At 64.9% G+C, this 12,362-nt stretch carries 9 protein-coding genes; all 9 read left to right on the top strand.

The window, feature by feature from the left end; genetic code table 11:
* Positions 1 to 4 precede the first annotated feature (4 nt).
* The 9 genes from V7787_RS14605 to V7787_RS14565 all read left to right on the top strand — a co-directional run bounded on the left by V7787_RS14605 (position 5) and on the right by V7787_RS14565 (position 12,340).
* On the top strand, positions 5 to 2,122 hold the full coding sequence (locus V7787_RS14605) for an acetate--CoA ligase family protein (RefSeq protein ID WP_336088563.1): 2,118 nt from the start codon (positions 5 to 7) through the stop codon (positions 2,120 to 2,122).
* Positions 2,115 to 3,722, top strand: coding sequence for a 5-guanidino-2-oxopentanoate decarboxylase (locus V7787_RS14600; RefSeq protein ID WP_047603061.1), 1,608 nt, complete (start codon positions 2,115 to 2,117; stop codon positions 3,720 to 3,722). The genes V7787_RS14605 and V7787_RS14600 overlap by 8 nt, the downstream gene beginning before the upstream one ends.
* Before the next feature lie 34 nt (positions 3,723 to 3,756).
* On the top strand, positions 3,757 to 4,986 hold the full coding sequence (alr, locus tag V7787_RS14595; RefSeq protein WP_336088562.1) for an alanine racemase: 1,230 nt from the start codon (positions 3,757 to 3,759) through the stop codon (positions 4,984 to 4,986).
* A 24-nt stretch (positions 4,987 to 5,010) separates the two neighbouring features.
* On the top strand, positions 5,011 to 6,201 hold the full coding sequence (locus V7787_RS14590; protein ID WP_198747293.1) for a pyridoxal phosphate-dependent aminotransferase: 1,191 nt from the start codon (positions 5,011 to 5,013) through the stop codon (positions 6,199 to 6,201).
* Positions 6,194 to 7,606, top strand: a complete 1,413-nt coding sequence (locus tag V7787_RS14585; protein WP_198747292.1) for an aldehyde dehydrogenase family protein — start codon at positions 6,194 to 6,196, stop codon at positions 7,604 to 7,606. The genes V7787_RS14590 and V7787_RS14585 overlap by 8 nt, the downstream gene beginning before the upstream one ends.
* A gap of 43 nt (positions 7,607 to 7,649) precedes the next feature.
* Positions 7,650 to 8,351, top strand: a complete 702-nt coding sequence (locus tag V7787_RS14580) for an NAD(P)H-dependent oxidoreductase (RefSeq protein WP_004576441.1) — start codon at positions 7,650 to 7,652, stop codon at positions 8,349 to 8,351.
* 536 nt (positions 8,352 to 8,887) lie between these two features.
* Positions 8,888 to 9,991, top strand: a complete 1,104-nt coding sequence (locus V7787_RS14575) for a polyamine ABC transporter substrate-binding protein (protein ID WP_336088561.1) — start codon at positions 8,888 to 8,890, stop codon at positions 9,989 to 9,991.
* A 34-nt stretch (positions 9,992 to 10,025) separates the two neighbouring features.
* Positions 10,026 to 11,438 (top strand): aminotransferase, encoded by a 1,413-nt coding sequence (locus V7787_RS14570; RefSeq protein ID WP_064493062.1) that lies wholly within the window; start codon positions 10,026 to 10,028, stop codon positions 11,436 to 11,438.
* A 53-nt stretch (positions 11,439 to 11,491) separates the two neighbouring features.
* Positions 11,492 to 12,340 (top strand): helix-turn-helix transcriptional regulator, encoded by an 849-nt coding sequence (locus V7787_RS14565; RefSeq protein WP_064493063.1) that lies wholly within the window; start codon positions 11,492 to 11,494, stop codon positions 12,338 to 12,340.
* Positions 12,341 to 12,362: the final 22 nt, after the last annotated feature.

The following is a 12,362-nucleotide window of genomic DNA, read 5'->3' as shown; positions in this document are numbered from 1 at the left end:
ACCCATGTCGCAATCGATTCGTGACAACCTCAAGCGCCTGCTGGCGCCCCGGCACCTGGCCTTCGTTGGCGGGCGCAGCATGGCGCGGGCGCTCAAGCGCTGCGCCGAAGGCGGCTTTGCCGGTGAGCTGTGGCTGGTCAACCCGCAGCATGAAAGCCTGGAAGGCATCCCTTGCGTGGCCCGCGTGGCCGACTTGCCTTACGCCCCGGACGCGGTGTTCATCGCCACCAACCGTGAGCTGACGTTGCAGTGCGTTGCCGAGCTGGCCGCGCGTGGCGCCGGGGGTGCCATCTGCTATGCCTCCGGCTTTGCCGAAAGCGGCGAAGAGGGCTGCCAGTTGCAGCAGCGCCTGCTCGCTGCGGCCGGCAACATGGCCCTGCTCGGCCCCAACTGCTATGGCCTGCTCGACTACCTGCACGGTGCAGCCCTTTGGCCGGTGGCCCATGGCGGCCAGCAGGTGGAGAAGGGCGTGGCGATCCTCACCCAGAGCGGCAACTTTGCCTACAACCTGTCCATGAGCGACCGCTCGCTGCCGGTGGCCTACATGGCCTCGGTCGGCAACCAGGCGCAACTGGGTGTGGCCGAGCTGATGGATGTGCTGCTCGACGACCCACGGGTAACGGCCATCGGGCTGCACCTGGAAGGCTTGAAGAACGTGCCGGGCTTTGCACGCGCCGCCTACAAGGCATTGCAGCAGGGTACGCCGATCATTGCCCTGAAGACGGGCGTTTCGCAGATCGGCGCTGAACTGGCGCTCAGCCACACCAGCTCGTTGTCCGGCTCCGATGCGTTGTACGACAGCCTGTTCCAGCGCCTGGGCGTGATCCGCGTCAGCGGCCCGGTGAGCTTTGTCGAAACGCTCAAGGCCGCAGCCTGCGGACGCTTGCCGGCAGATGGCGAGCTGATTGCGCTGGCCTGCTCAGGCGGCGATGCCGGCCTGATTGCCGACTATGCCGAACGCCACCATCTGCAACTGCCGAAGCTCGAGCAAGGGCAGGTGGCGGCACTGGCCGAGGTGTTGCCGGGCTATGCCAACCTGGTCAACCCACTGGACTTCACCACTGCCATCTGGGGCGATGAAGCCGCCCTGCAACGCATGCTCGACAACACCCTGAGCGGCGCCGCGGGCGCGGCGATGCTGGTGCTGGACTACCCGGCGGCCTTCACCGGCGAGCGCAAGGAATGCGACCTGCTGCTGGGGCTGTACTGCGATGCCGTTGAACGCCACGGCAAGATCGGCTTCGTCACCTCGGCTTTCCCGGAACTGTTGCCTGCCAGTGCGCGTGAGCGCCTGCATGCGCGGGGCATCGCTGCCCTGCAGGGCGTGGAAGACGGCCTGGCGGCCTGGGGGCGCATCGTCGCTTACCAAAAGAACCGCCAGCGGTTACTGGACCAGGGCGAGGCTGCGCGGGTACCGCTGTGCCCCCAGGCCCTCACGGGCGAAAGCCGACTGTTGGACGAATGGCAATCCAAGCAGGCCCTGCGCGCCTTCGGTCTGCCGGTGCCTTCGGGCGTACTGAGTACGCCCGAACGCGCTATGGCAGACGCCGCCCGCGTGGGATACCCGCTGGTACTGAAGGCGGTCAGCGCACAGCTGCCGCACAAGACCGAAGCCGGTGCGGTGGCGCTGAACCTGCGTGATGCCGCCGCCCTGGAAGCTGCACTGTTGCAGATGCGCCAGCGCATCGCTGTCTACGCCCCGCACGTCGCGTTCGACCAGGTACTGCTCGAACCCATGGCCGAGCCGCCGCTGGCCGAGCTGATAGTGGGCATCAAACGTGAACACGACTTTGCCCTGGCCTTGGTGATCGGTGCCGGCGGCGTGCTGGTCGAACTGCTCAAGGACAGTGTCAGCCTGTTGTTGCCCACCACCGACAGCGCCATCCGCGCCGCACTGCTGAACCTGCGCAGTGCCAGCCTGCTGCAAGGCTTCCGTGGCCGCCCGGCTGCCGACCTCGACGCCTTGGTCGCAGCTATCCGTGCGGTGGCCGACTACGCCTGCGAAAACGCCGGGCAGCTGTTGGAGCTGGATGTGAACCCATTGATGGTCGGTGCCCATGGCACCACCGCGGTCGACGCGCTGATCCGCCTCGGCCAGGCGCAAGGAGAACGACATGAATGACCTTACCCTGACAGCCGGCCAGGCGCTGGTGCGGTTGTTGGCCAACTACGGTGTGGAGACCGTGTTCGGCATCCCTGGGGTGCACACCCTGGAGCTGTACCGTGGCCTGCCGGGCAGTGGCATTCGCCATGTACTGACCCGCCACGAGCAGGGCGCCGGCTTCATGGCCGACGGCTATGCGCGGGTCAGTGGCAAGCCTGGGGTGTGTTTCGTCATTACCGGCCCAGGCGTGACCAACGTCGCCACCCCCATCGGCCAAGCCTATGCCGACTCGGTGCCGATGCTGGTGATTTCCAGCGTCAACCACACCGCCAGCCTGGGCAAGGGCTGGGGCTGCCTGCATGAAACCCAGGACCAGCGCGCCATGACTGCGCCCATCACGGCGTTTTCTGCGGTGGCCCTGCAGGGCGACGACTTGCCCGAGCTGATCGCTCGCGCCTGGGCAGTGTTCGACAGCGAACGGCCGCGCCCGGTGCACATTTCGGTGCCGCTGGACGTGCTGGCGGCATCGGTCAGCCGGGACTGGAGCGACGAGGTGGTACGCCGTCCTGGGCGTGGCCAGCCGTGCCGCGAAACCCTCGAGCAGGCTGCCCTGAAGCTTGCCGCCGCCCAGCGGCCGATGATCATTGCCGGGGGTGGCGCGTTGCACGCGGCTGAGCAGTTGCAGCAACTCAGTACACGGCTGGCAGCGCCTCTGTTCACCAGCGTGGCCGGCAAGGGCGTGCTGCCACCAGACGCGCCACTCAATGCCGGCGCCAGTCTGTGCGTCGAACCCGGCTGGCAACTGATCAGCCAGGCTGATGTGGTGCTTGCCGTAGGCACCGAAATGGCCGACACCGACTTCTGGCGCGAGCGCCTGCCGATCACTGGCGAGCTGCTGCGCGTGGACATCGACCCGCGCAAGTTCAACGACTTCTACCCCTGTGCCATTGCCCTGCAGGGCGATGCCCGGCAAACCGTGGACGGTTTGCTCGAACACCTGCCTGCACTCGACCGAGACCCTGCTCAGGCGAGCGAAGCGGTGAGCAACCTGCGCCAGGCCATTCGTCATGGGCATGCACCGTTGCAGGCCACCCATCAGGCGATTCTTGACCGCATTGCCGCCGTGCTGCCCGACGATGCGTTCATCAGCAGCGACATGACCCAACTGGCCTACACCGGCAACTACGCCTTCGCCAGCCGGGCACCACGTAGCTGGCTGCATCCGACCGGCTACGGCACACTCGGCTACGGCCTGCCGGCCGGTATTGGCGGCATGCTTGCCACCGACCATCGCCCAGGCCTGGTGCTGGTGGGCGACGGCGGTTTCCTTTATACCGCCCAGGAGCTGGCCACGGCTGTAGAGGAACTGGACCGGCCGTTGGTGGTGCTGCTGTGGAACAACGACGCCCTCGGGCAGATCCGCGATGACATGCTCGGCCTGAACATCGAGCCGGTCGGCGTGCTGCCGCGTAATCCGGACTTCATCGGCCTGGCCCGTGCCTTTGGTTGCGCGGTGCGCCAGCCGCGTGATCTGGACGCGCTGCAGGCCGACCTGGCCAGCGGTTTCGCCACACCCGGCGTGACCTTCATCGAACTCAAACACACCTGCGTCTGTTAAGCCGCGAACAACCAAAAGAACAAGAGAAACCCACATGCCATTTCGCCGTACACTTCTGGCCGCATCCCTGGCCCTGCTGATCACCGGCCAAGCCCCACTGTATGCCGCCCCCCCGCTGTCGATGGACAACGGTACCAATGCCCTGACCGTGCAAAACAGCAATGCCTGGGTCGAAGTCAGCGCCAGCGCCCTGCAGCACAACATCCGCACGCTGCAGGCCGAGCTGGCCGGCAAGTCCAAGCTGTGCGCCGTGCTCAAGGCCGATGCCTATGGCCACGGTATCGGCCTGGTAATGCCATCGATCATCGCCCAGGGCGTGCCCTGCGTGGCGGTGGCCAGCAACGAGGAGGCCCGCGTGGTCCGCGCCAGTGGCTTCACCGGGCAACTGGTGCGGGTTCGCCTGGCCAGCCTCAGCGAGCTGGAAGATGGCTTGCAGTACGACATGGAAGAGCTGGTGGGCAGCGCGGAATTTGCCCACCAGGCCGATGCCATCGCCGCGCGCCATGGCAAGACCTTGCGCATTCACATGGCGCTCAACTCCAGCGGCATGAGCCGCAACGGGGTGGAGATGGCCACCTGGTCCGGCCGTGGCGAAGCGCTGCAGATTACCGACCAGAAGCACCTCAAGCTGGTCGCGCTGATGACCCACTTCGCCGTGGAAGACAAGGACGATGTCCGCAAGGGCCTGGCGGCCTTCAACGAGCAGACCGAATGGTTGATCAAGCACGCGAAGCTCGACCGCAGCAAGCTCACCCTGCACGCCGCCAACTCGTTCGCTACGCTGGAGGTGCCGGAAGCGCGCCTGGACATGGTACGAACGGGGGGCGCGCTGTTCGGTGACACCGTGCCGGCGCGCACCGAGTACAAGCGTGCGATGCAGTTCAAATCGCACGTGGCTGCGGTGCACAGCTATCCGGCTGGCAACACCGTGGGCTATGACCGCACCTTCACCCTGGCCCGTGATTCGCGGCTGGCCAACATTACGGTCGGGTACTCCGATGGCTACCGCCGGGTATTCACCAACAAGGGCCATGTGCTGATCAACGGCCACCGTGTGCCGGTCGTGGGCAAGGTGTCGATGAACACGCTGATGGTCGATGTCACCGACTTCCCGGACGTGAAGGGGGGCAACGAAGTGGTGCTGTTCGGCAAGCAGGCCGGGGGCGAAATCACCCAGGCCGAGATGGAAGAAATCAACGGCGCGTTGCTGGCCGACCTGTACACCGTGTGGGGCAGTTCCAACCCGAAGATCCTCGTCGACTGAAACCGCCAAAGAAGGGAGATTGCCATGCGCTACGCCAAGCTTACCCAACGCATCGCCGGCGACGGGGCTGCGGCCTGGGACATTCACTACCGCGCCCTTGCGCTGCAGGCCGAGGGTAAGGACATCCTGCTGCTGTCGGTAGGTGACCCGGACTTCGACACCCCCGCGCCTATCGTCGAGGCGGCCATCGACAGCCTGCGCGCTGGCCATACCCATTACGCCGATGTACGCGGCAAGCTGGCGCTGCGCCAGGCCATCGCCAACCGTCACCGGCAGCGCAGTGGCCAGGCGGTGAGCGTCGACCAGGTGACCGTGCTGGCGGGTGCCCAGTGCGCGCTGTTCTGCGTGGCCCAATGCATACTCGACCCAGGCGATGAGGTGATCGTTGCCGAACCGATGTATGTCACTTACGAGGCCGTGTTCGGCGCCTGTGGCGCCAAGGTGGTACCGGTACCGGTCAAGCCCGAGAATGGCTTTCGCGTGTGCCCGCGTGACGTCGCCGAGCGCATTACCCCGCGCACCCGCGCTTTGGCGCTGAACAGCCCGCACAACCCTTCGGGGGCGAGCCTGCCGCGCGCCACTTGGGAGGCGCTGGCCGAACTGTGCATTGCCCATGATCTGTGGCTGATCTCTGACGAGGTCTACAGCGAGCTGCTGTATGAAGGCGAGCATGTCAGCCCCGGCAGCCTGCCGGGCATGGCCGAGCGCACTGCAACGTTGAACAGCCTGTCCAAGTCGCATGCCATGACCGGCTGGCGCATGGGGTGGGTGGTCAGCTCGACAGCACTGGCCACGCATCTGGAAAACCTCGCCCTGTGCATGCTCTACGGCTTGCCGGACTTCGTCCAGGATGCCGCCGTGGTGGCGCTGGAGCAGCCGTTGCCAGAGCTGGACGCCATGCGCGAAGCCTACCGCGAGCGGCGCGATCTGGTGTGCGAGCAGCTGGCCGGCTGCCCGGGCCTCAAGGCATTGAAGCCCGATGGTGGCATGTTCGTGATGGTCGATATTCGTGAGACCGGCGTAAGTGCCCAGGCCTTTGCAGACTACCTGCTGGACAGCCAGGGCGTGTCGGTGCTTGCCGGCGAAGCGTTCGGCCCCAGTGCTGCCGGGCATATCCGCCTGGGCCTGGTGCTGGGCAATGCGGCGCTGGTCGATGCCTGCCAGCGCATCGCCCGCTGTGCCGACGAACTGAGACGGGAGTACGGCCATGCGTGAGTACGCGCGGCTGTACATTGATGGCGCCTGGCAGGTGCCGAGCGGGCAGGGCATGGCTGAGGTGATCGACCCGGCCACCGAGCAGGCCATTGGCCGGGTACCCTTGGGCGCCGAGGCCGATGTCGAGCGGGCGGTGATGGCGGCGCGGCGGGCCTTCGATGGCTGGTCGCGCACACCGTCCAGCGTGCGCGCCGGGTACATCCGGGCATTGGTCGAACAGCTGAAAAACCGCGCGGCGCAAATGGCCGAGGTCATCACCGACGAGTTGGGCATGCCGGTGCAGTGGTGCCAGGCGGTGCAGGTCGAAGGCCCGATTGCCGGGTTGGAGCAATACGCCGAACTGGCCGGGCTGATGGACGAGGTGCGCGAAGTCGGCAACTCGTTGGTGTACCGTGAGGCCGTTGGCGTGTGCGCATTCATCAACCCGTGGAACTACCCGCTGCACCAGATGATCGGCAAGCTGGCGCCGGCCCTGGCTGCCGGGTGCACGGTGGTGGTCAAACCCAGCCAGGAAACGCCGCTACACGCATTTGTGCTGGCCGAAATGATCGACGCCATCGGCCTGCCGGCAGGGGTGTTCAACCTGGTCAGCGGCCCAGGTGCCAAGGTCGGTGAAGCCCTGGCCCGGCACCCGCAGGTGGACATGGTGTCGTTCACCGGCTCAACCGGTGCCGGGGTGCGGGTGGCACAAGCGGCTGCGCCGACGGTGAAGCGGGTATGCCTGGAACTGGGTGGCAAGTCACCGTTGCTGATTACCGCCGATGCCGACCTGCACGCTGCGGTGCGTTATGGCGTGCAGGACGTGATGATCAACTCGGGGCAGACCTGCACGGCACTGACCCGCATGCTGCTGCCGGCCAGCCGCTATGCCGAGGCGCTGGAAATCGCCGAGGCCGAAACCCGCGCACTGGTCATGGGCGACCCGCGTGACCCCGCCAATTTCCTAGGGCCGATGTGTTCGGCAGGCCAGCGGCGCACGGTGCTCGACTACATTCGCCAGGGACAGGAGGAGGGCGCGCGCTTGTTGTGCGGTGGTGATCACGGCGGCTTCGAGCGCGGGTTCTACGTGGCGCCCACGTTGTTCGCCGACGTCGACAACCGCATGCGCATTGCCCAGGAAGAAATCTTCGGTCCGGTGCTGTGCCTGATCCCCTACGCCGACGAGGCCCAGGCGCTGGCGCTGGCCAATGACTCGCCGTTCGGCCTGTCCAGCGCGGTGTGGGCGGGCAGCCGCGAGCACGGCCTGGCGCTGGCGCGGCAGATACGGGCCGGGCAGTGCTTCATCAACGGGGGCGGGTTCAACTACCAGGCGCCGTTCGGGGGCTACAAGCAGTCGGGCAACGGCCGTGAGTGGGGCGAGGAGGGCCTGGCGGAGTTCGTCGAGGTCAAAGCGGTGCAGTGCTGAACCACTGCGGCAAGATAACCTGTTTTGTGTGAGGAGAATGCTTGTGAATGTACTGATCGTCCACGCTCACCCCGAACCGCAATCGTTCACGGCAGCCCTGCGTGACCAGGCTGTGGAAACCTTCCGTGCCCAAGGCCATCAGGTGCAGGTCAGTGACTTGTACGCCATGGGCTGGAACCCGGTGGCCAGTGCCGATGACTTTACCCAGCGCGAGAACCCCGAGTACCTCGTGTATGCGCTGGAGCAGCGTCAGGGCGTCAAGCGCGGTGCCATTGCCGCCGATATCCAGCAGGAGCTGGACAAGCTGTTGTGGGCCGATCTGCTGGTGCTGAACTTCCCGATCTTCTGGTTCTCGGCCCCGGCCATGCTCAAGGGCTGGATCGACCGGGTGCTGGTGTCGGGGGTGTGCTATGGCGGCAAGCGCTTCTACGACCAGGGCGGGTTGGCGGGCAAGAAGGCGCTGGTGACCGTGACCCTGGGCGGGCGCGAGCACATGTTTGGCGATGGCGCGATTCACGGGCCGCTGGAAGACATGCTGCGGCCGATCCTGCGGGGCACGCTGGCCTATGTCGGGTTCGAGGTGCTGCCGCCGTTCGTGGCTTGGCATGTGCCTTACATCAGTGCTGCTGCGCGGCAGGACTTTCTGCAGCAATACCGGCAGCGTCTGGAGCAGCTCTCGGACGACCAGCCACTGGTGTTCCCGCGCCTGGCGCAGTTCGATGAAGCGTTGTACCCGCTGACGTGACCTTTATCCTGTACTGAACACTGGGGCCGCGTTGCGGCCCTTTCGCGACACAAGGCCGCTCCCACAGGATTACCGCCAGCTTCGAAGGCTGCGCCGTCCTCCCACAGGATTACCGCCAGCTTCGAAGGCTGCGCCGTCCTCCCACAGGATTACCGCCAGCTTCGAAGGCTGCGCCGTCCTCCCACAGGATTACCACCAGCTTCGAAGGCTGCGCCGTCCTCCCAGAGGATTACCGCCAGCTTCGAAGGCTGCGCCGTCCTCCCAGAGGATTACCGCCAGCTTCGAAGGCTGCGCCGTCCTCCCACAGGATTACCACCAGCTTCGAAGGCTGCGCCGTCCTTGTGGGAGCGGCCTTGTGTCGCGAAAGGGCTGCAAAGCAGCCCCAACATTTTGTCGGCATACGATGTTCTGCAAACCTTCCAGCGCCACCTGCCAAAAAACGACCACCCACACATTCGGGGTATGTCACCCCTGGACGAATCCACCGATAGTGAACCCATCGGCTCGATCCGGAGCACTCACACGATGGAGTTGCCATGCGCAAGGTACTGAAGGTGATTGGCGGTCTGCTGCTGGCGTCTGGCGCCAGCCTGGCCCAGGCGGCAGAGGTGGACAGCGGTAACACGTTACGTTTGTACAACTGGACCGACTACATCGGGGAAACCACCCTGGCCGACTTCGAGAAGGCCACCGGCATCAAGGTCATCTACGACACCTTCGATGGCTACGAAACCGTGCAGACCAAGCTGCTCACCGGCCGTTCCGGCTACGACCTGGTCATGCTCAACGCCTCGCTGGTCCCCCCGCTGATCAGCGCCGGTGTGTTCCAGGCCCTGGACAAGCAGCAACTGCCCAGTTGGCACAACCTCGACCAGCAGGTGGTGAACGACCTGCAGGGCTACGACCCTGGCCTGAAGTATTCGGCGCCCTACACCTGGGGCAGCTCGGGGGTCACCTACAACGTCGACAAGATCACCGCACGCATGCCCGACGCGCCGATCGGTTCGCTGGCCATGCTGTTCGACCCCAAGATCGTCTCGCGCTTCGCCGACTGCGGTGTCACCCTGATGGACGCGCCCACCGAGGTCATCCCGCTGGCCTTGCAGTACCTGGGCAAGGACCCGCGCAGCGCGTCGCCGGCCGACCTCAAGGCGGCCGAACAATTGTTGCTGGGCATCCGCCCTTACATACGCAAGTTCGATTCGGTGAATTACCTCACCAGCCTGCCCAATGGTGATGTCTGCCTGGCGCTGACCTGGTCCGGTGACTATGCCACCGCCCAGGCCCGCGCAGTGGAAGCGAAGAAGCACATCAAACTGTCGTTCTTCATCCCCAGGGAAGGTTCGCTGATCTGGTTCGACAACCTGTACATCCCCAAGGATGCGCCGCACGCGGCCAACGCGCACCGTTTCATCGAGTTTCTGCTGCAGCCGCAGACCATGGCCAAGGTCACCGACTACATCCATTACGCCAACAGCAACGCTGCCGCTACCGCGCTGGTGCGTGATGACATTCGCCATGACCCGGCCATCTACCCCGACGCACCCACCCGCGAACGCCTGTTCGCGCAGAAAACCCAGAGCCCGAAGGACATGCGCGCCATCACCCGGGTCTGGAGCACGGTCAAGACCGGTTTCTGAACACTGCCCAAAAATTCTCGCCAAGGAGCTGCCCATGGCCACCCCAAGCAAAGCATTCGCCATTGCCCACGACCCACTGGTGGAAGCCGACAAGGCCCACTACATGCACGGCTACCATGTGTTCGACGAGCACCGCGAGCAAGGTGCGTTGAACATCGTCGCCGGTGAAGGCGCTTACATTCGCGACACCCACGGCAACCGCTTCCTCGATGCCGTCGGCGGCATGTGGTGCACCAACATCGGCCTGGGCCGCGAGGAAATGGCCCTGGCCATCGCAGACCAGGTGCGCCAGCTGGCGTATTCCAACCCGTTTTCCGACATGGCCAACGATGTGGCCATCGAACTGAGCCAGAAGCTTGCGCAGCTGGCGCCGGGCGACTTGAACCATGTGTTCCTCACCACCGGCGGCTCGACCGCTGTCGACACCGCCTACCGGCTGATCCAGTACTACCAGAACTGCCGCGACAAGCCACACAAGAAGCACATCATCGCCCGCTACAACGCCTACCACGGCTCCACCACCCTGACCATGTCGATCGGCAACAAGGCCGCCGACCGGGTGCCGGAGTTCGACTATCACCACGACCTGATCCACCACGTCTCCAACCCCAACCCGTACCGTGCCCCGCACGACATGGACGAGGCCGAATTCCTCGACTACCTGGTGGCCGAGTTCGAGGACAAGATCCTGTCGCTGGGTGCCGACAACGTGGCGGCGTTCTTCGCCGAGCCGATCATGGGCTCGGGCGGGGTGATCATTCCGCCCGAGGGCTACTTCCAGCGCATGTGGCAGCTGTGCCAGACCTACGACATCCTGTTCGTCGCCGACGAAGTGGTGACCTCGTTCGGGCGCCTGGGCACCTTCTTCGCCAGCGAGGAACTGTTTGGCGTCACCCCAGACATCATCACCACCGCCAAAGGCCTGACCTCGGCGTACCTGCCGCTGGGCGCGTGTATTTTTTCCGAGCGCATCTGGCAAGTGATTGCCGAGCCAGGCAAGGGTCGTTGCTTTACCCACGGGTTTACCTACAGCGGCCACCCGGTGTGCTGCACGGCGGCGCTGAAGAACATCGAGATCATCGAGCGCGAGCAACTGCTCGATCATGTCAACGACGTGGGTGGCTACCTTGAGCAACGCTTGCAGAGCCTGCGCGATCTGCCGCTGGTGGGGGATGTGCGCTGCATGAAGCTGATGGCCTGTGTCGAGTTCGTCGCCAACAAGGCCAGCAAGGCACTGTTCGCCGATGAGGTGAACATCGGCGAACGCATCCACAGCAAGGCGCAGGAAAAAGGGTTGCTGGTGCGCCCGATCATGCACCTGAACGTGATGTCGCCACCGTTGATCATCACCCATGCGCAGGTGGACGAGATCGTCGAGACCCTGCGCCAGTGCATCCTCGAAACCGCGCGTGAACTCACGGCGCTTGGCTTGTACCAAGGCCGATGAACCTGGCGCAAAGGGCTGTGCGCGGGCGTGCCTGGCAGGCTAGACTGCCGGGCATGACCCAGGCCTCCCCCGATACCCCGCTTACCCTCACAATGGGCGCGCTGCAGCAGTGGCACGTGGCGTTGCAGCGCGCCCTGGCCCATGGCGAAACCCCCGAAGCGCTGGAGTATGTGGCCGCTGCCATCGGCCAGTTGGTGCAGGTGGAGTCGATGATGATCAGCCTCGAGTGCCAGGGGCGGGCACCGCAGTTGCTGTACCAGCAAGGCATTCCTGAACTGCACCGGGCTGCCGTGCTGGAGCGCTATTTCAGCGCCGGCTACCTGCTGGACCCTTTCTGCCTTGCCGTGCAAAGCGGCCTGGCCGAAGGCTTCTACCACCTGCAGGAAATCGCCCCCGACAACTTCTTCGACAGCGACTACTACAAGGCTTATTACCTGGGTACAGGTTGCAGTGAAGACAGCTACTACATCGTCGACCTCAGCGCAGGCCGCAAGCTGTCGCTGAGCCTGTTCCAGGGCTGCAGCGGCACGCGCCTGAATGCCGGGCAGGTCGACCTGTTGCGTGCGCTGGAGCCGATGGTGCGCGAACTGCTGGGGCGCTATGCCCGGCACAACCTGGAACCGGGCGCTGCATCAACCGAGCGCAGCAGCCTGCAGGCAGCGTTCGACAGCTTTGGCTGCCAGGTGCTGACCGACCGCGAGCGCGAAGTGGCCCACATGATCTTGCGCGGGCACTCGGTGAAATCTACTGCGCAGGAGCTGGGTATCTCGCCGGAGACCGTGCGCATGCACCGCAAGAACCTGTACATGAAGCTCGGGATCAACTCGCAATCGGAGTTGTTTGCACGGTTTATCGACTGGTTACGCGGTGATCAGCTGGAAATCCTTAGCGTAACGCGGTGATCAATTTTCTATACCTCCCGGT

Source organism: Pseudomonas sp. CGJS7, assembly GCF_036961695.1.
This window is presented reverse-complemented; position numbering and strand designations above follow the sequence as displayed.

Coding starts and splice junctions, on each gene's coding strand:
- V7787_RS14590 (WP_198747293.1), top strand. CDS start 5,011: ATGCGCTACGCCAAGCTTACCCAACGCATCGCCGGCGACGGGGCTGCG.
- V7787_RS14585 (WP_198747292.1), top strand. CDS start 6,194: ATGCGTGAGTACGCGCGGCTGTACATTGATGGCGCCTGGCAGGTGCCG.
- alr (WP_336088562.1), top strand. CDS start 3,757: ATGCCATTTCGCCGTACACTTCTGGCCGCATCCCTGGCCCTGCTGATC.
- V7787_RS14575 (WP_336088561.1), top strand. CDS start 8,888: ATGCGCAAGGTACTGAAGGTGATTGGCGGTCTGCTGCTGGCGTCTGGC.
- V7787_RS14600 (WP_047603061.1), top strand. CDS start 2,115: ATGAATGACCTTACCCTGACAGCCGGCCAGGCGCTGGTGCGGTTGTTG.
- V7787_RS14605 (WP_336088563.1), top strand. CDS start 5: ATGTCGCAATCGATTCGTGACAACCTCAAGCGCCTGCTGGCGCCCCGG.
- V7787_RS14565 (WP_064493063.1), top strand. CDS start 11,492: ATGACCCAGGCCTCCCCCGATACCCCGCTTACCCTCACAATGGGCGCG.
- V7787_RS14570 (WP_064493062.1), top strand. CDS start 10,026: ATGGCCACCCCAAGCAAAGCATTCGCCATTGCCCACGACCCACTGGTG.